Annotated in this window: 19 protein-coding genes; 11 read left to right on the top strand and 8 right to left on the bottom strand. The window is 51.3% G+C overall.

Translation table 11 applies throughout. The features are described 5' to 3' along the window. Positions 1 to 12: 12 nt before the first annotated feature. Complete coding sequence (hemL, locus tag ACJHYO_RS19060; protein WP_000045295.1) at positions 13 to 1293, bottom strand: glutamate-1-semialdehyde 2,1-aminomutase; 1281 nt, start codon at positions 1291 to 1293, stop codon at positions 13 to 15. 165 nt (positions 1294 to 1458) lie between these two features. Between hemL and yadX the strand changes: the two genes are divergently transcribed. From yadX to erpA, 4 genes are read left to right on the top strand one after another with little or no spacing between them, the layout of a single operon-like run. Beyond that, a complete protein-coding gene (gene yadX / locus ACJHYO_RS19055) occupies positions 1459 to 1506 on the top strand; it encodes a protein YadX (protein WP_211180485.1) in 48 nt (15 codons plus the stop codon). Between the two features lie 11 nt (positions 1507 to 1517). Next, complete coding sequence (gene clcA / locus ACJHYO_RS19050) at positions 1518 to 2939, top strand: H(+)/Cl(-) exchange transporter ClcA (protein ID WP_000845407.1); 1422 nt, start codon at positions 1518 to 1520, stop codon at positions 2937 to 2939. A gap of 23 nt (positions 2940 to 2962) precedes the next feature. Then, a complete protein-coding gene (gene yadW, locus ACJHYO_RS19045) occupies positions 2963 to 3028 on the top strand; it encodes a small protein YadW (protein ID WP_120795373.1) in 66 nt (21 codons plus the stop codon). Continuing rightward, positions 3021 to 3365: an iron-sulfur cluster insertion protein ErpA gene (gene erpA, locus ACJHYO_RS19040; protein WP_001295564.1), complete on the top strand. Its 345-nt coding sequence runs from the start codon at positions 3021 to 3023 to the stop codon at positions 3363 to 3365. Before yadW ends, erpA begins: the two co-directional genes overlap by 8 nt. Positions 3366 to 3411: 46 nt before the next feature. On the opposite strand, the gene ACJHYO_RS19035 is transcribed toward erpA, so the two are convergent. Genes ACJHYO_RS19035 through mtnN form a run of 3 tightly spaced genes read right to left on the bottom strand, consistent with a single transcriptional unit; the run spans position 3412 to position 5564 of the window. Next, entirely contained in the window at positions 3412 to 4035 is a 624-nt protein-coding gene (locus ACJHYO_RS19035; protein ID WP_000964221.1) for a TRIC cation channel family protein, read from the bottom strand. A gap of 37 nt (positions 4036 to 4072) precedes the next feature. Beyond that, positions 4073 to 4873, bottom strand: a complete 801-nt coding sequence (gene btuF / locus ACJHYO_RS19030; RefSeq protein ID WP_001129927.1) for a vitamin B12 ABC transporter substrate-binding protein BtuF — start codon at positions 4871 to 4873, stop codon at positions 4073 to 4075. After that, positions 4866 to 5564: a 5'-methylthioadenosine/S-adenosylhomocysteine nucleosidase gene (mtnN, locus tag ACJHYO_RS19025; RefSeq protein ID WP_000689844.1), complete on the bottom strand. Its 699-nt coding sequence runs from the start codon at positions 5562 to 5564 to the stop codon at positions 4866 to 4868. Before mtnN ends, btuF begins: the two co-directional genes overlap by 8 nt. An 83-nt stretch (positions 5565 to 5647) precedes the next feature. Between mtnN and dgt the strand changes: the two genes are divergently transcribed. From dgt to cdaR, 3 genes are all read left to right on the top strand, one after another. Next, on the top strand, positions 5648 to 7165 hold the full coding sequence (gene dgt, locus ACJHYO_RS19020) for a dGTPase (protein WP_021515945.1): 1518 nt from the start codon (positions 5648 to 5650) through the stop codon (positions 7163 to 7165). Positions 7166 to 7294: 129 nt separating this feature from the next. Beyond that, positions 7295 to 8719, top strand: coding sequence for a serine endoprotease DegP (gene degP / locus ACJHYO_RS19015; protein ID WP_000753936.1), 1425 nt, complete (start codon positions 7295 to 7297; stop codon positions 8717 to 8719). Positions 8720 to 8873: 154 nt separating this feature from the next. Further along, complete coding sequence (cdaR, locus tag ACJHYO_RS19010) at positions 8874 to 10031, top strand: DNA-binding transcriptional regulator CdaR (RefSeq protein ID WP_000929439.1); 1158 nt, start codon at positions 8874 to 8876, stop codon at positions 10029 to 10031. A 52-nt stretch (positions 10032 to 10083) separates the two neighbouring features. Here cdaR and ACJHYO_RS19005 read toward each other — a convergent pair whose 3' ends face one another. The 4 genes from ACJHYO_RS19005 to map all read right to left on the bottom strand — a co-directional run bounded on the left by ACJHYO_RS19005 (position 10084) and on the right by map (position 15165). Continuing rightward, a complete protein-coding gene (locus ACJHYO_RS19005; protein WP_000272188.1) occupies positions 10084 to 10470 on the bottom strand; it encodes a DUF3461 family protein in 387 nt (128 codons plus the stop codon). Positions 10471 to 10781: 311 nt separating this feature from the next. Continuing rightward, positions 10782 to 11606 carry a 2,3,4,5-tetrahydropyridine-2,6-dicarboxylate N-succinyltransferase gene (gene dapD, locus ACJHYO_RS19000; protein WP_001186656.1) on the bottom strand — a complete coding sequence of 275 codons (825 nt, stop codon included), beginning with the start codon at positions 11604 to 11606 and terminating at the stop codon, positions 10782 to 10784. A gap of 30 nt (positions 11607 to 11636) precedes the next feature. Then, positions 11637 to 14309, bottom strand: a complete 2673-nt coding sequence (glnD, locus tag ACJHYO_RS18995; RefSeq protein WP_085455686.1) for a bifunctional uridylyltransferase/uridylyl-removing protein GlnD — start codon at positions 14307 to 14309, stop codon at positions 11637 to 11639. Between the two features lie 61 nt (positions 14310 to 14370). Then, complete coding sequence (gene map, locus ACJHYO_RS18990; protein ID WP_001018194.1) at positions 14371 to 15165, bottom strand: type I methionyl aminopeptidase; 795 nt, start codon at positions 15163 to 15165, stop codon at positions 14371 to 14373. 367 nt (positions 15166 to 15532) lie between these two features. On the opposite strand from map, the gene rpsB reads away from it, so the two are divergent. From rpsB to frr, 4 genes are all read left to right on the top strand, one after another. Continuing rightward, positions 15533 to 16258, top strand: coding sequence for a 30S ribosomal protein S2 (gene rpsB / locus ACJHYO_RS18985; protein WP_000246882.1), 726 nt, complete (start codon positions 15533 to 15535; stop codon positions 16256 to 16258). A gap of 134 nt (positions 16259 to 16392) precedes the next feature. Next, positions 16393 to 17244, top strand: a complete 852-nt coding sequence (tsf, locus tag ACJHYO_RS18980) for a translation elongation factor Ts (protein ID WP_000818114.1) — start codon at positions 16393 to 16395, stop codon at positions 17242 to 17244. A 146-nt stretch (positions 17245 to 17390) separates the two neighbouring features. Then, entirely contained in the window at positions 17391 to 18116 is a 726-nt protein-coding gene (pyrH, locus tag ACJHYO_RS18975; protein ID WP_000224573.1) for a UMP kinase, read from the top strand. Positions 18117 to 18265: 149 nt separating this feature from the next. After that, on the top strand, positions 18266 to 18823 hold the full coding sequence (gene frr, locus ACJHYO_RS18970; protein WP_000622418.1) for a ribosome recycling factor: 558 nt from the start codon (positions 18266 to 18268) through the stop codon (positions 18821 to 18823). Positions 18824 to 18907 lie beyond the last annotated feature (84 nt).

Below are 18907 nucleotides of genomic sequence, written 5' to 3'. Positions count from 1 at the left end.
GAGGCAAAATCATCACAACTTCGCAAACACCCGACGTGCAGCATCGATGGTGTTATTGATATCTTCCATGCTGTGCGCCACAGACATAAAGCCCGCTTCAAACGCTGACGGTGCCAGATAAACACCTTCGTCCAGCATCATATGGAAGAAACGCTTAAAACGTTCCACGTCACAGGCCATCACATCCTGATAGCACGTCACGGACTCGGCGTCGGTAAAGAAAATACCGAACATGCCGCCAACGTGGTTTACCACCAGCGGAATTCCGGCTTCTTCTGCCGCTTCCCGCAGACCTTCTGCCAGACGTGTTGTCAGCTCATCCAGCGTCTCGTGAACGCCCGGCTGTGCGACTTCATTCAGACAGGCGAAACCAGCAGCCATCGCAATCGGGTTACCGGAAAGCGTACCCGCCTGATAGACCGGACCGGTCGGGGCCAGCGCATCCATTACATCACGACGACCACCGAATGCGCCTACCGGCATTCCACCGCCGATGATTTTGCCGAGGCAGGTGAGATCCGGTTCCACACCGTAATAATCCTGTGCGCCAGCTAGCGCTACGCGGAAACCGGTCATCACTTCATCGATGATCAGCAACGCGCCAAATTCGTCGCACAGCGCGCGCAGACCTGGCAGGAACTCTGGCAGCGGTGGAACGCAGTTCATATTGCCTGCCACCGGCTCGACGATAATACAGGCAATCTCTTGCGGGTATTGCTCAAACGCGGCGCGTACAGAGGCCAGATCGTTATAAGTACAGGTTAAGGTATGTTTGGCGAAATCTGCCGGAACGCCCGGCGAATTTGGCTGGCCTAACGTGAGTGCGCCAGAACCGGCTTTCACCAGCAGGCAGTCAGCGTGACCGTGGTAACAACCTTCAAATTTAATAATTTTGTCGCGACCGGTAAAACCACGGGCCAGGCGGATGGCGCTCATCGTCGCTTCAGTGCCGGAGTTCACCATGCGCACCATATCCATGGTCGGGACCAGTTCGGTCACCAGTTGCGCCATTTTCACTTCCATTTCGGTTGGTGCACCAAAGCTTAAACCACGCTCGGCGGCTTCAATCACGGCATTGCGGATCGCCGGATGGTTATGGCCCAGCACCATCGGCCCCCAGGAACCGACATAATCGATATAGGCTTTGCCATCAACATCGTACAGATAAGCGCCGTCCGCTTTTTCGATAAACAGTGGAGTGCCGCCCACGCCAGTAAAGGCGCGAACAGGGGAGTTCACGCCGCCAGGGATCAGCTCGCGCGCTGCGCTGTAAAGATTTTCAGACTTACTCATGGAGGGTTCCTGATTCGTAGAAAAAGTGAATGGCTGCTATTCTATGTTATTCATAACAAGTTAAATACTCGTCAAACATCAGGCTGCTTGTACTGGTGCAATCCTGATTTCTTAGAGTATAAAAGTTTTGTGCATTTGAAACATTACGCTTTGCAAAGGATTTTCATGGAACGTGCGAGTAAAATGCCGTCATCTTATTTGTATGACCAATAAGTGATCATTGGATGAAAACTGATACTCCCTCTTTAGAAACACCGCAGGCCGCGCGCCTGCGACGCAGACAACTGATTCGCCAACTTCTTGAGCGCGATAAAACCCCGTTAGCCATTTTGTTTATGGCGGCAGTCGTCGGCACGCTTGTCGGGCTAGCTGCGGTTGCTTTTGACAAAGGTGTCGCCTGGTTGCAGAACCAACGTATGGGGGCACTGGTACATACTGCTGATAATTATCCGCTTCTGTTAACCGTCGCTTTTCTCTGTTCGGCGGTGCTGGCGATGTTCGGCTACTTTTTGGTGCGCAAATACGCGCCGGAAGCAGGTGGTTCGGGGATCCCGGAAATTGAAGGGGCGCTGGAAGATCAACGTCCCGTTCGCTGGTGGCGTGTGTTGCCGGTGAAATTCTTTGGCGGGCTGGGAACACTCGGCGGAGGCATGGTGTTGGGGCGCGAAGGGCCAACCGTGCAGATAGGCGGCAATATCGGGCGGATGGTACTCGATGTTTTCCGCCTGAAAGGTGACGAAGCTCGTCATACGCTGTTGGCAACCGGTGCTGCTGCGGGGCTGGCTGCGGCCTTTAACGCGCCGCTGGCGGGTATTTTGTTTATTATCGAAGAGATGCGTCCGCAGTTTCGCTATACGTTAATTTCGATTAAAGCGGTATTTATTGGCGTCATTATGTCGACCATTATGTACCGGATTTTTAATCATGAAGTTGCGTTGATTGACGTCGGTAAACTTTCTGATGCGCCGCTTAATACGCTGTGGCTTTATCTGATCCTCGGTATTATTTTTGGCATTTTCGGCCCTATTTTTAATAAATGGGTGCTGGGGATGCAGGATTTGCTGCACCGTGTGCACGGTGGCAATATTACCAAATGGGTACTGATGGGCGGTGCGATTGGCGGTCTGTGTGGATTGCTGGGGTTTGTGGCACCAGCAACTTCGGGCGGCGGTTTTAACCTGATTCCTATCGCTACCGCGGGGAATTTCAGCATGGGAATGCTGGTGTTTATCTTCGTCGCGCGGGTCATTACCACTTTACTCTGCTTCTCTTCCGGCGCGCCGGGCGGTATTTTTGCCCCGATGCTGGCGCTGGGTACTGTGCTGGGAACCGCTTTCGGAATGGTTGCCGTTGAGTTGTTTCCGCAATATCACCTTGAGGCGGGGACGTTTGCTATTGCCGGAATGGGGGCGTTACTGGCGGCATCTATTCGCGCGCCGTTAACGGGGATCATTCTGGTTCTGGAAATGACCGATAACTACCAGCTCATTTTGCCAATGATTATTACCGGTCTTGGCGCAACACTATTAGCACAATTTACCGGTGGGAAACCGCTATACTCGGCGATTCTTGCGCGCACGCTGGCAAAACAGGAAGCTGAGCAACTGGCGCGAAGCAAGGCCGCATCAGCCCGCGAGAATACTTGAACGAAATACCAGGGTATTAGATAATGGCGATTATTATTGGGTTAGAATTTGCCCAATTGCCGATGTCGTTTGGAGCAAAATATGAGTGATGACGTAGCACTGCCGCTGGAGTTTACCGACGCAGCAGCCAACAAAGTTAAAAGCCTGATCGCTGACGAAGATAACCCGAATCTGAAATTACGCGTGTATATCACCGGTGGCGGTTGCAGCGGCTTCCAGTATGGTTTCACCTTTGATGATCAGGTGAACGAAGGCGATATGACCATCGAAAAACAGGGCGTTGGCCTGGTGGTTGATCCGATGAGCCTGCAATATCTGGTTGGCGGTTCCGTTGACTATACCGAAGGTCTGGAAGGTTCTCGTTTCATCGTGACCAACCCGAACGCGAAAAGTACCTGCGGTTGCGGTTCTTCCTTTAGTATCTAATCTGCTGTTCATGTGCCGGATAAACTATCCGGCACATCTTCTCTCTTCAACGACCATTCTCATCCAGCGCAAACGTCGGTAGCTTAAGATGCCAACGAATAGCCGCCAGCCGAATCAATAGCGTCACGACCATGCCCATCATACTGGCTGTTTCCAGTGGTACGGAAAATGTGTAATAAGCCGTAGCGTGGACAATACCGCCGATAATACAGGCAGTTGCGTAGATTTCTGTACGTAAAATCATGGGGATTTCGCGGGCCAGTACATCACGAATGATCCCGCCGCCAACGCCAGTAATGACGCCCATACAAACCGCGATTAACGGACCGGCTTCCGCATTAAAGGCTTTATTCACGCCAATGCCGACAAACACCGCCAGACCAACGGCGTCCAGCACCGGCAACATCCATTTTGGTAAGCGTCTTGGCTGGCGCACCAGCACGATGGTCAGCATGCTGGTGACCATTGCAACGACCAGATCGGTGGGATCTTTCACCCAAAATACCGGGCCGTGATCCAGCGCCATGTCGCGAATTGTTCCGCCGCCTACTGCGGTAACCACGCCCAATACCAGAACACCAAAAGGGTCCATACGCAATTTTCCGGCTAACAAAACGCCAGAGATAGCAAATACCGCTGTGCCGACTATATCCAGCCAATAGACGAGCATTGTTCAATCCCCACTGAGCACCTGAAAAGGTCAGGCACTAATCTACCTGTGAAAGCGCATTACAGAGCTGTTGTGCAGCGAGGATAATACGTGGGCTTGCACGTTCAAACCAGTCACTCGTGAGAGGAATAACGGGAATTTTGAGCTGTTCACCCCAGTATTGTTTGATTTTAGGAATTTGGTCCGGTCCGCCTGTAATGACAATCGCCTGTGGCGAGCGTGCTAACACCTGTTCGCGGCTAACTTGCGGCCAGGGAACCCGGCTGTCTTTAAAGATGTTTTCTCCGCCACAAACTTCGAGTACCTGGTTCTGAATCGACTCTTTTCCACTGGTAAATGGCGGATTAATGCCGAATTGCAGAAAAACACGTTTTTTAGGTTTATCAGCATATTGCGCTTTCAATTGCGCGTACTGATCCAGCAGGGATTGCGCGGCTTGTTCGGCCTTATCCGGTTGCGGACTCCAGGGGGCCAGTTGACGTAACGCATTGGCAATTTGTTCAATGCTTGTCGCATCGACCCACATCACTTTTATTCCCAGCGAAGCCAGCTGGTCAACCTGCCGCTCGGCATTACCTCCACGCCAGGCAATCACCAGATCGGGTTTCAGCGCGACAATGCGTTCCAGATTCATCCCCTGCCAGGTGGAAACCTGCTCAATCTTTTGCGCTTGTGGAGGATAGTCGGAATAGCTGCTGACCCCAACCGGCGTGATCCCGGCGGCAAAGGCAAGTTCAGTGTTGGCGGGAGAAAGCGTGATGACGCGCGGCGCGGCATTGAGCCACAGCGGCGCGAGAAAAGACAGGGCGACCAGCGCCCTGAACAGTGACTTAGCCATGTGCCAGTTTCTGCACCAGTGACTCAACCATCAGGCTGGACTGTTTAGCGGCAACAGCCAGGAACTCATCGAAGCTAAGATGAGACTGTTGATCGGCCACGTCGGAAATGGCGCGTACTACGACAAACGGGACGTTGAAATTGTGGCAGACATGGGCGATTGCCGTCGCTTCCATCTCTACAGCAATGGCCTGTGGGAAGTTGTGGCGGATTTTCGCCAGACCAACAGAACCGTTGATGAAAGCGTCGCCGCTAACAATCAGGCCACGTACAGCGTTAAGATTCAGTTCGGCAATGCAGGCCTCAGCGGCAGCGATCAGTTTATCGTCAGCTTTGAAGCCTGCCGGGCAGCCTGGTAACTGACCGTATTCATAACCAAATGCCGTGACATCCGCGTCGTGATAACGCGCTTCGTCCGAGACAACGATATCGCCCACTTTCAGCGTTGGTGCCAGGCCACCGGCAGAACCGGTGTTAATAATCACATCTGGCTTGCAGTGTTCCAACAGCAGAGTGGCACCCAGCGCCGCAGCGACTTTACCGATGCCCGATTTCAGAAGCGCAACCTCGGTTCCATTCAGTTGGCCGGTATAGATTTCGCAACCGCCCAGACTGATAGTTTGACGGTTTTCGATTTTGTCACGCAGCAGCGTAACTTCTTCTTCCATTGCACCAATGATGCCGATTTTCATAGATTTACTCGCGATAAGCCCGATTTGAAGGCATAGTTTACCATGCGCTTACGGGGAAGCGTATTTCTCACGCGGGAGAGGACATGGCACAGATTGATTTCCGAAAAAAAATAAACTGGCATCGTCGTTACCGTTCACCGCAGGGCGTTAAAACCGAACATGAGATTCTGCGGATCTTCGAGAGCGATCGCGGGCGTATCATTAACTCTCCGGCAATTCGTCGTCTGCAACAAAAGACCCAGGTTTTTCCACTGGAGCGCAATGCCGCCGTGCGCACGCGTCTTACCCACTCGATGGAAGTCCAGCAGGTGGGGCGCTACATCGCCAAAGAAATTTTAAGCCGTCTGAAAGAGCTTAAATTAGTGGAGGCGTATGGTCTCGATGAACTGACCGGGCCCTTTGAAAGCATTGTTGAGATGTCATGCCTGATGCACGATATCGGCAATCCGCCGTTTGGTCATTTTGGCGAAGCGGCGATAAATGACTGGTTTCGCCAGCGTTTGTACCCGGAAGATGCCGAAAGCCAGCCTCTGACTGACGATCGCTGCAGCGTGGCGGCACTACGTTTACGGGACGGGGAAGAACCGCTTAACGCGCTGCGGCGCAAGATTCGTCAGGACTTATGTCATTTTGAAGGTAACGCACAGGGTATTCGTTTGGTGCATACATTGATGCGGATGAATCTCACCTGGGCACAGGTTGGCGGTATTTTAAAATATACCCGTCCGGCGTGGTGGCGTGGCGAAACGCCTGAGACACATCACTATTTAATGAAAAAGCCGGGTTATTATCTTTCTGAAGAAGCCTATATTGCCCGGTTGCGTAAAGAACTTAATTTGGCGCTTTACAGTCGTTTTCCGTTAACGTGGATTATGGAAGCTGCCGACGACATCTCCTATTGTGTGGCAGACCTTGAAGATGCGGTAGAGAAAAGGATATTTACCGTTGAGCAGCTTTATCATCATTTGCACGAGGCGTGGGGCCAGCATGAGAAAGGTTCGCTCTTTTCGCTGGTGGTTGAAAATGCCTGGGAAAAATCACGCTCAAATAGTTTAAGCCGCAGTACGGAAGATCAGTTTTTTATGTATTTACGGGTAAACACCCTAAATAAACTGGTACCCTACGCGGCACAACGATTTATTGATAATCTGCCTGCGATTTTCGCCGGAACGTTTAATCATGCATTATTGGAAGATGCCAGCGAATGCAGCGATCTTCTTAAGCTATATAAAAATGTCGCTGTAAAACATGTGTTTAGCCATCCAGATGTCGAGCAGCTTGAATTGCAGGGCTATCGGGTCATTAGCGGATTATTAGAGATTTATCGTCCTTTATTAAACCTGCCGTTATCAGACTTTACTGAACTGGTAGAAAAAGAACGGGTGAAACGTTTCCCTATTGAAACGCGCTTATTCCACAAACTCTCGACGCGCCATCGGCTGGCCTATGTCGAGGCTGTCAGTAAATTACCGTCAGATTCTCCTGAGTTTCCGCTATGGGAATATTATTACCGTTGCCGCCTGCTGCAGGATTATATCAGCGGTATGACCGACCTCTATGCGTGGGATGAATACCGACGTCTGATGGCCGTAGAACAATAACCAGGCTTTTGTAAAGACGAACAATAAATTTTTACCTTTTGCAGAAACTTTAGTTCGGAACTTCGCGCTATAAAACGAATCTGAAGAACACAGCAATTTTGCGTTATCTGTTAATCGAGACTGAAATACATGAAAAAAACCACATTAGCACTGAGTGCACTGGCTCTGAGTTTAGGTTTGGCGTTATCTCCGCTCTCTGCAACGGCGGCTGAGACTTCTTCAGCAACGACAGCCCAGCAGATGCCAAGCCTTGCACCGATGCTCGAAAAGGTGATGCCTTCAGTGGTCAGCATTAACGTAGAAGGTAGCACAACCGTTAATACGCCGCGTATGCCGCGTAATTTCCAGCAGTTCTTCGGTGATGATTCTCCGTTCTGCCAAGAGGGTTCTCCGTTCCAGAGCTCTCCGTTCTGCCAGGGGGGCCTGGGCGGTAATGGCGGCGGCCAGCAACAGAAATTCATGGCGCTGGGTTCCGGCGTTATCATTGATGCCGATAAAGGCTATGTCGTCACCAACAACCACGTTGTTGATAACGCGACGGTGATTAAAGTCCAACTGAGCGATGGTCGTAAGTTCGACGCGAAGATGGTTGGCAAAGATCCGCGCTCTGATATCGCGCTGATCCAGATCCAGAACCCGAAAAACCTGACCGCAATTAAGATGGCGGATTCTGATGCGCTGCGCGTGGGTGATTACACCGTAGCAATTGGTAACCCGTTCGGCCTGGGCGAGACAGTAACTTCCGGGATTGTCTCTGCGCTGGGACGTAGCGGCCTGAACGCTGAAAACTACGAAAACTTCATCCAGACCGATGCAGCGATCAACCGGGGTAACTCAGGTGGTGCGTTGGTTAACCTGAACGGCGAACTGATTGGTATCAACACCGCGATCCTCGCACCGGACGGCGGAAACATCGGTATCGGTTTTGCTATCCCGAGCAACATGGTGAAAAACCTGACCTCGCAGATGGTGGAATACGGCCAGGTGAAACGTGGTGAGTTGGGTATTATGGGCACTGAGCTGAACTCCGATCTGGCGAAAGCGATGAAAGTTGACGCCCAGCGCGGTGCTTTCGTAAGCCAGGTTCTGCCGAATTCTTCCGCCGCGAAAGCGGGCATTAAAGCGGGTGATGTGATCACCTCACTGAACGGTAAGCCAATCAGCAGCTTTGCCGCACTGCGTGCTCAGGTGGGCACTATGCCGGTAGGTAGCAAACTGACCCTGGGCTTACTGCGCGACGGGAAGCAGGTTAACGTGAACCTGGAACTTCAGCAGAGCAGCCAGAATCAGGTTGATTCCAGCACCATCTTCAACGGCATTGAAGGCGCTGAGATGAGTAACAAAGGCAAAGATCAGGGCGTGGTGGTGAACAACGTGAAAACGGGCACTCCGGCTGCGCAGATCGGCCTGAAGAAAGGTGATGTGATTATTGGCGCGAACCAGCAGGCAGTGAAAAACATCGCTGAACTGCGTAAAGTTCTCGACAGCAAACCGTCTGTGCTGGCACTGAACATTCAGCGCGGCGACAGCACCATCTACCTGTTAATGCAGTAATCTCCCTCAACCCCTTCCTGAAAACGGGAAGGGGTTCTCCTTACAATCTGTGAACTTCACCACAACTCCATACATCTTCATCATCCTTTGGGCATTTGCACAATGCCGTACGTTACGTACTTCCTTATGCTAAGCCGTGCATAATGGAGGACTTATGGCTGGCTGGCATCTTGATACCAAAATGGCGCAGGATATCGTGGCACGTACCATGCGCATCATCGATACCAATATCAACGTAATGGATGCCCGCGGGCGAATTATCGGCAGCGGCGATCGTGAGCGTATTGGTGAATTGCACGAAGGAGCATTGCTGGTACTTTCACAAGGACGAGTCGTCGATATCGATGACGCGGTGGCACGTCATCTGCACGGTGTGCGGCAGGGGATTAATCTACCGTTACGGCTGGAAGGTGAAATTGTCGGCGTAATTGGCCTGACAGGTGAACCAGAGAATCTGCGTAAATATGGCGAACTGGTCTGCATGACGGCTGAAATGATGCTGGAACAGTCGCGGTTGATGCACCTGTTGGCGCAGGATAGCCGTTTGCGGGAAGAACTGGTGATGAACCTGATTCAGGCTGAGGAGAATACTCCCGCACTTACTGAATGGGCGCAACGGCTGGGGATCGATCTCAATCAACCGCGAGTGGTGGCTATTGTTGAGGTCGACAGCGGTCAGCTTGGTGTGGACAGCGCAATGGCGGAGTTACAGCAACTGCAAAATGCGCTGACTACACCCGAGCGTAATAATCTGGTGGCGATTGTCTCGCTAACCGAAATGGTGGTGTTGAAACCGGCGTTGAACTCTTTTGGGCGCTGGGACGCAGAAGATCATCGTAAGCGAGTTGAACAACTGATTACCCGCATGAAAGAGTATGGCCAGTTGCGTTTTCGCGTTTCGCTGGGCAACTATTTTACCGGTCCTGGCAGTATTGCCCGATCCTATCGTACGGCGAAAACGACGATGGTGGTGGGTAAACAGCGGATGCCAGAAAGTCGCTGCTATTTTTATCAGGATCTGATGTTACCTGTGTTACTCGACAGTTTGCGTGGCGACTGGCAAGCCAACGAACTGGCGCGACCGCTGGCGCGGCTGAAAGCGATGGACAATAACGGCTTGCTGCGGCGAACGCTGGCGGCGTGGTTTCGCCACAATGTGCAACCGCTGGCAACGTCAAAGGCGTTGTTTATTCATCGTAATACACTGGAATATCGGCTTAATCGTATATCGGAACTGACCGGGCTTGATTTGGGCAATTTTGATGACAGGTTGCTGCTGTATGTGGCGTTACAACTGGATGAAGAGCGGTAGGTCGATTACAAAATTACAGCCGAGTGAGACTTTACCCGGCCACAGAATGGCATTATTTACGCGTCAGTTTTTCCAGATCGGCTTCAATCTCGCTGATCTTATTGGTTACTACTGACTCCAGGTGACGTAAGTCGTCGAGGATCTTACGCTTAAGATCAACTTCGCTGCGGTCACGCTGGCAGATTTGATCAAGCTCATCAATGATATACCGTAGATTCGGGCTAATTTCCTGGACTTCTTTATAACCCTGACCCACACCATCAGCGACGACCGTTTTACGCTGACGCGGGTATTTAAACTTCACGCTCTTGGCGAAAAACTCGCCTTTGTCTTTCTGGAAATAGATTTTCAGAATATCGTTGTTGGCTTCCTGCCGGAGGCTGTAACGATCAATTTCTTCAGGATTGGTAATACCCAGACTTTTCAGATTGTCGTACATAGCGTTACCTCAAAATGAGTCAGTAAATTGTGCTTATTTTAGCATTTGGCCTGGCCCGCCCGGCTCGACTGTGATCGCAGAAAGCCTTTTTCTTCCAGACTTCTATCATGGCGTAAAAATCAAAAAATTACCTGCTTTATTGTGGTGATATTCCATGGGATGGATTAGCACATTTATCTTCATTTTGCGAATTACATGACAGTCCGAAACAAGATGAAAAAGTATTTAAAAAAAAGGGGGAAAATGAGTAGGACGAATTATTCTGAGCCAGAAAGCAATCGGGCAGCGTCGTGCTGCCCGTGTACATACTTTTAGTCGATGGTACGCAGCAGTTCGTTAATACCAACTTTACCGCGAGTTTTCGCGTCAACTTTCTTAACGATAACTGCACAGTAGAGGCTGTATTTGCCATCTTTCGACGGCAGATTACCTGAAACAACCACAGACCCCGCCGGAACGCGACCGTAGTGGATTTCGCCGGTTTCACGGTCATAAATACGGGTGCTCTGACCAATGTATACGCCCATAGAGATGACGGAACCTTCTTCGACAATCACCCCTTCAACCACTTCAGAGCGTGCGCCGATGAAGCAGTTATCTTCAATAATGGTCGGGTTAGCCTGCAGCGGCTCCAGCACGCCGCCGATACCCACGCCACCGGAAAGGTGGACGTTTTTACCAATCTGCGCACAGGAACCGACGGTCGCCCAGGTATCAACCATGGTGCCTTCATCAACATATGCGCCGATGTTGACGTAAGACGGCATCAGCACGGTGTTACGGGCAATGAACGCGCCCTGACGCACTGCCGCTGGTGGCACGACGCGGAAGCCTTCTTTCTGGAAACGTGCTTCATCGTAGTTAGCGAATTTCATCGGCACTTTGTCGAAGTAGCGGCTTTCTGCCCCTTCGATCACCTGATTATCATTAATACGGAAAGAGAGCAGCACCGCTTTTTTCAACCACTGATGCGTCACCCACTGACCGTCAATTTTTTCCGCTACACGCAGTGCGCCGGAATCCAGCAGGGCGATCACCTGATTTACCGCTTCGCGGGTAACGGTGTCTGCATTGGCTGGCGTGATCTCGGCACGGCGTTCAAAAGCGGTTTCAATAATGTTCTGTAACTGCTGCATTGTTAAACTCTTTTCATATCAGTAAACACATCACCCTTTATCGTTTGGATTGAGGGCCTCTGTCAACCGCTGATGCACTTCCTGCTGCAACTCGTTATTAAGCGCACGCCGGTCAGCGGTGGCAATTATGAATAAATCTTCTACTCGCTCGCCAATGGTTGTAATTCGGGCGCCATGAAGCGAAATTCCCAGATCGGCAAAAATTTTCCCGACTCGCGCCAGCAGTCCAGGTTGGTCGAGGGCGATCAGTTCGAGGAACGATTTGCGGTCGGTATGGGTCGGCAAAAACGTCACTTCGGTTTCAACAGTAAAATGGCGCAATTTGGCGGGTTGGCGACGGGGCTGCGGTGGCTGCCAGCTACTTTGTATCAGTACTTGCTCCAGACCAAACCGAATAACCTCATGACGATCTGCGGATAGCGGGCTACCATCGGGTTCCAGCACTATAAAGGTATCCATCGCCATACCGTCGCGAGTGGTGAAAATTTGTGCGTCGTGAACACTTAAATTGCGGCGGTCTAATTCGGCACAGACGGCGGCAAACAGATAGGGGCGGTCCGGGCTCCAGATAAAAATCTCGGTGCCTCCACGCGTAGCCTGCGGGCTAAGCAGTACCAGCGGTTTGCTTAAATCATGCTGTAATAAATGGCGTGCGTGCCAGGCCAGTTGATTTGGGCTATGGCGGACAAGATAGTTAGCGCGACAGCGTGACCAAATTTGGTGCAGCGCCTCTTCGTCGATGTTATCCATGCGCAGTAGCGCCAGCGCCTGGAGTTGGTGATGGCGAACCCGTTCGCGCATATCCGGCGTGTTTTGCATTCCGCGTCGTAGCTGCTTTTCGGTGGCAAAATAGAGTTCGCGCAACAGACTTTGCTTCCAGCTATTCCACAGTGTTTCGTTGGTGGCGCAAATGTCAGCCACTGTCAGGCATACCAGATAGCGCAGACGATTTTCCGTTTGAACTTCTTCGGCAAACTGCTTGATGACTTCCGGGTCCTGAATATCGCGGCGCTGAGCGGTCACCGACATCAGCAAGTGCTGGCGAACCAGCCAGGCGACCAACTGTGTTTCGCGTGAGTTCAGCCCGTGGAGTTCGGCAAAATGCACTACATCCTGAGCACCGAGAATGGAGTGGTCGCCGCCGCGTCCTTTGGCGATATCGTGAAACAGCGCGGCGATGAAAATCAGCTCAGTTGACGGCAGGCGCGGCCAGACGTCCACACACAACGGATGGCGCTGGCGCGTTTCTTCACTGGCAAAACTCTCCAGTTTCAGCATCACGCGGATAGTATGTTCATCCACCGTGTAGGCGTGGAACAGATCAAACTGCATCTGCCCGACGATATGCGACCATTGCGGCATATACGCGCCGAGTACGCTATGGCGATGCATTGGCAATAGCCCGCGCCGCACCGCTCCGGGGTGACGCAGAATGCTCAAAAACAGTTTTCGCGCTTCCGGAATATTACACAGAGGTTGTTGCAGGTGGCGACGGGCGTGGCGTAACTGGCGTAGTGTGGTGGAGTAAATGCCGGTGATCGCACTGTTGCGCACCATGGTGTAGAACATACGCAAGATGGCTTCTGGCTGGCGCATAAATAGTGTTTCATCACGCAGGTCGATCAGCGTTCCGCGTAGCTGAAACTCATCGTCGATTGGACGTGGTTTTTCGTCGGCGGGAAGGGCGAGGATGGCTTCATCGAACAGTTGCAGCAGCATCTGGTTGAGTTCACTGACGCGGCGTGTAACGCGGAAGTAATCCTTCATCATCCGCTCGACCGGTTCGTTACCTTCACCACTGTAATTCAAACGCTGGGCGACGCTAAGCTGGCGATCGAATAACAGGCGATTATCGTAACGACTGACGACCAGATGCAGGGCAAAGCGAATGCGCCACAATATATGCAGGCATTCGTTTAATTCCGCTCGCTCCGCAGAGGTTAAGAAGCCAAACCCTACCATTTCATCCAGCGATGTTGCGCCAAAATGACGGCGGGCCACCCATTGCAGAGTGTGGATATCGCGCAAGCCGCCGGGGCTACTTTTGATGTCTGGTTCAAGATTGTAGCTGGTGCCGTGGTAACGCTGATGGCGCTGGTTCTGTTCTTCAACTTTCGCCGCGTAGAACTTGTCGGAAGGCCAGAATCCTTCGCTAAAAATATGTTTTTGCAGTTCGAGGAACAGCGCAACATCGCCAATTAATAAGCGGGATTCGATTAAATTGGTGGCGACGGTTAAATCCGATAACCCTTCCAGCATGCACTCTTCAAGCGTGCGCACGCTATGACCTACTTCCAGCTTTACATCCCAGAGCAGCGTTAACAGCTCGCCCACTTTTTGCGCCTGATCGTCCGGGAGCTTTTTACGGCTTAAAATCAGTAAATCGATGTCAGAAAGTGGATGCAGCTCGCCACGACCGTAGCCACCGACGGCGACCAATGCCAGGTCGGCAATCTGGCTGAATCCCGCTTCAATCCATAATCGTTGAAGGAGCTGGTCGATAAACTCGGTACGCGCCTCAATCAACTGTTCTGCGGAGATACCATTGTCAAAGGCATCACCCAGCCAACGCTGGAAAGTATCGATATGGGCTTTTATCCCACCGACGGTTAATTCATCACGGGGCCAGGCGCATGGATTTTGCGGTTGACCGGGCAGGGTGGGGAGAGCGGTGTTTGCGTACTGTTCTGGAAGGGTATTCATTGTGCGCCACCCATAAGATTAAATTATTGCATTAAAAAAGCCGGCATTCGCCGGCTTCATTTTATTCGTCGTGCGAGATTATCGCCGGGATGGTGTCATCCTTGCGTAGCGTCAGAATTTCGCAGCCGTTATCAGTCACCACAATAGTATGCTCATATTGTGCAGACAAGCTGCGATCTTTGGTTTTTACCGTCCAGCCATCTTTCATGGTGCGGATCTCTTTTTTACCCGCGTTGACCATTGGCTCGATGGTGAACGTCATCCCCGGTTTCAGCACGACGTTGGTTTCACGGGAGTCATAGTGCAGCACCTGCGGTTCTTCGTGGAAGCCGCGACCAATACCGTGTCCACAATATTCACGAACGACGGAGAAGCCTTCTGCTTCGACAAATTTCTGAATTGCCGCACCGATTTCGCGCAGATTAATGCCAGGTTTTACCATGCGTAGCGCCAGGTACAGGCTTTCTTGCGTGATGCGGCACAGACGTTCGCCCATGATGGTTGGCTTACCGACGATAAACATTTTCGAGGTATCGCCGTGGAAACCATCTTTGATTACGGTGACATCAATGTTAACGATATCGCCATCTTTCAGCAGCTTGGCGTCGTCCGGGATACCGTGGCACACCACTTCATTAATAGAGATGCAAACGGATTTCGGATAGCCGTGATAGCCGAGGCAGGCAGAAACCGCGTGTTGTTCATTAACAATGTAATCATTACAGATGCGATCCAGCTCGCCGGTGCTGACGCCCGGTTTAACATACGGTTCGATCATCTCCAGCACTTCGGCAGCCAGTCGGCCAGCGACGCGCATTTTTTCGATATCTTCTGGGGTCTTGATTGAGATAGCCATTAATTCTGTCCATCAGCGTCGGTGATACCGACAATATATATGTAAGTGCCGTCAATGGTATCACACCCGGGCAAATTGAGAATCATTCTGAATTTCGCCAAACGTGCCACTGAAGGTTTTCTATAATAGAAAATTCAACGTCTGATGCTGTACACAGCGCCAACAATTATTGGTGTCCACGACGTATTTGTGGTATAAAGCGCGCCGGACTTCCGATCCATTTCGTATACACAGACTGGACGGAAGCGACAATCTCACTTTGTGTAACAACACACACGTATCGGCACATATTCCGGGGTGCCCTTTGGGGTCGGTAATATGGGATACGTGGAGGCATAACCCCAACTTTTATATAGAGGTTTTAATCATGGCAACTGTTTCCATGCGCGACATGCTCAAGGCTGGTGTTCACTTCGGTCACCAGACCCGTTACTGGAACCCGAAAATGAAGCCGTTCATCTTCGGTGCGCGTAACAAAGTTCACATCATCAACCTTGAGAAAACTGTACCGATGTTCAACGAAGCTCTGGCTGAACTGAACAAGATTGCTTCTCGCAAAGGTAAAATCCTTTTCGTTGGTACTAAACGCGCTGCAAGCGAAGCGGTGAAAGACGCTGCTCTGAGCTGCGACCAGTTCTTCGTGAACCATCGCTGGCTGGGCGGTATGCTGACTAACTGGAAAACCGTTCGTCAGTCCATCAAACGTCTGAAAGACCTGGAAACTCAGTCTCAGGACGGTACTTTCGACAAGCTGACCAAGAAAGAAGCGCTGATGCGCACTCGTGAGCTGGAGAAACTGGAAAACAGCCTGGGCGGTATCAAAGACATGGGCGGTCTGCCGGACGCTCTGTTTGTAATCGATGCTGACCACGAACACATTGCTATCAAAGAAGCAAACAACCTGGGTATTCCGGTATTTGCTATCGTTGATACCAACTCTGATCCGGACGGTGTTGACTTCGTTATCCCGGGTAACGACGACGCAATCCGTGCTGTGACCCTGTACCTGGGCGCTGTTGCTGCAACCGTACGTGAAGGCCGTTCTCAGGATCTGGCTTCCCAGGCGGAAGAAAGCTTCGTAGAAGCTGAGTAATAAGGCACGCTCGTACGAGCCCTTATAGACCAGGTAGTACACGTTTGGTTAGGGGGCCTGCATATGGCCCCCTTTTTCACTTTTATATCTGTGCGGTTTAATGCCGGGCAGATCACATCTCCGAGGATTTTAGAATGGCTGAAATTACCGCATCCCTGGTAAAAGAGCTGCGTGAGCGTACTGGCGCAGGCATGATGGATTGCAAAAAAGCACTGACTGAAGCTAACGGCGACATCGAGCTGGCAATCGAAAACATGCGTAAGTCCGGTGCTATTAAAGCAGCGAAAAAAGCAGGCAACGTTGCTGCTGACGGCGTGATCAAAACCAAAATCGACGGCAACTACGGCATCATTCTGGAAGTTAACTGCCAGACTGACTTCGTTGCAAAAGACGCTGGTTTCCAGGCGTTTGCAGACAAAGTTCTGGACGCAGCTGTTGCTGGCAAAATCACTGACGTTGAAGTTCTGAAAGCACAGTTCGAAGAAGAACGTGTTGCGCTGGTAGCGAAAATTGGTGAAAACATCAACATTCGCCGCGTTGCTGCGCTGGAAGGCGACGTTCTGGGTTCTTATCAGCACGGTGCGCGTATCGGTGTTCTGGTTGCTGCTAAAGGCGCTGACGAAGAGCTGGTTAAACACATCGCTATGCACGTTGCTGCAAGCAAGCCAGAATTCATCAAACCAGAAGACGTATCCGCTGAAGTGGTAGAAAAAGAATACCAGGTACAGCTGGATATCGCGATGCAGTCTGGTAAGCCGAAAGAAATCGCAGAGAAAATGGTTGAAGGCCGCATGAAGAAATTCACCGGCGAAGTTTCTCTGACCGGTCAGCCGTTCGTTATGGAACCAAGCAAAACTGTTGGTCAGCTGCTGAAAGAGCATAACGCTGAAGTGACTGGCTTCATCCGCTTCGAAGTGGGTGAAGGCATCGAGAAAGTTGAGACTGACTTTGCAGCAGAAGTTGCTGCGATGTCCAAGCAGTCTTAATTATCGAAAAGGAGCCGCCTGAGGGCGGCTTCTTTTTGTGCCCATCTTGTAAATTCAGCTAACCCTTGTGGGGCTGCGCTGAAAAGCGACGTACAATGTCGCTAGTATTAATTCATTTCAATCGTTGACAGTCTCAGGAAAGAAACATGGCTACCAATGCAAAACCCGTCTATAAACGCATTCTGCTTAAGTTGAGTGGCGAAGCTCTGCAGGGCACTGAAGGCTTCGGTATTGATGCAAGCATACTGGATCGCATGGCTCAGGAAATCAAAGAACTGGTTGAACTGGGTATTCAGGTTGGTGTGGTGATTGGTGGGGGTAACCTGTTCCGTGGCGCTGGTCTGGCGAAAGCGGGTATGAACCGCGTTGTGGGCGACCACATGGGGATGCTGGCGACCGTAATGAACGGCCTGGCAATGCGTGATGCACTGCACCGCGCCTATGTGAACGCTCGTCTGATGTCCGCTATTCCATTGAATGGCGTGTGCGACAGCTACAGCTGGGCAGAAGCTATCAGCCTGTTGCGCAACAACCGTGTGGTGATCCTCTCCGCCGGTACAGGTAACCCGTTCTTTACCACCGACTCAGCAGCTTGCCTGCGTGGTATCGAAATTGAAGCCGATGTGGTGCTGAAAGCAACCAAAGTTGACGGCGTGTTTACTGCTGATCCGGCGAAAGATCCAACCGCAACCATGTACGAGCAACTGACTTACAGCGAAGTGCTGGAAAAAGAGCTGAAAGTCATGGACCTGGCGGCCTTCACGCTTGCTCGTGACCATAAATTACCGATTCGCGTTTTCAACATGAACAAACCGGGTGCGCTGCGCCGTGTGGTAATGGGTGAAAAAGAAGGGACTTTAATCACGGAGTAATTCCCGTGATGGATAAATAAGGGTAAGATTCCGCGTAAGTATCGCGGGGGATCTTACCCGTAATATGTTTAATCAGGGCTATACTTAGCACACTTCCACTGTGTGTGACTGTCTGGTCTGACTGAGACAAGTTTTCAAGGATTCGTAACGTGATTAGCGATATCAGAAAAGATGCTGAAGTACGCATGGACAAATGCGTAGAAGCGTTCAAAACCCAAATCAGCAAAATACGCACGGGTCGTGCTTCTCCCAGCCTGCTGGATGGCATTGTCGTGGAATATTACGGCACGCCGACGCCGCTGCGTCAGCTGGCAAGCGTAACGGTAGAAGATTCCCGTACTCTGAAAATCAACGTGTTTGATCGTTCAATGTCTCCGGCCGTTGAAAAAGCGATTATGGCGTCCGATCTTGGCCTGAACCCGAACTCTGCGGGTAGCGACATCCGTGTTCCGCTGCCGCCGCTGACGGAAGAACGTCGTAAAGATCTGACCAAAATCGTTCGTGGTGAAGCAGAACAAGCGCGTGTTGCAGTACGTAACGTGCGTCGTGACGCGAACGACAAAGTGAAAGCACTGTTGAAAGATAAAGAGATCAGCGAAGACGACGATCGCCGTTCTCAGGACGATGTACAGAAACTGACTGATGCTGCAATCAAGAAAATTGAAGCGGCGCTGGCAGACAAAGAAGCAGAACTGATGCAGTTCTGATTTCTTGAACGACAAAAACGCCGCTCAGTAGATCCTTGCGGATCGGCTGGCGGCGTTTTGCTTTTTATTCTGTCTCAACTCTGG

Source organism: Escherichia sp. WS1118 (assembly GCF_046487695.1).
Classification (GTDB): Bacteria; Pseudomonadota; Gammaproteobacteria; order Enterobacterales; family Enterobacteriaceae; genus Escherichia; species Escherichia coli.
The sequence above is the reverse complement of the archived record's forward strand: the minus strand, read 5'-3'. Positions and strand labels throughout refer to the sequence as shown.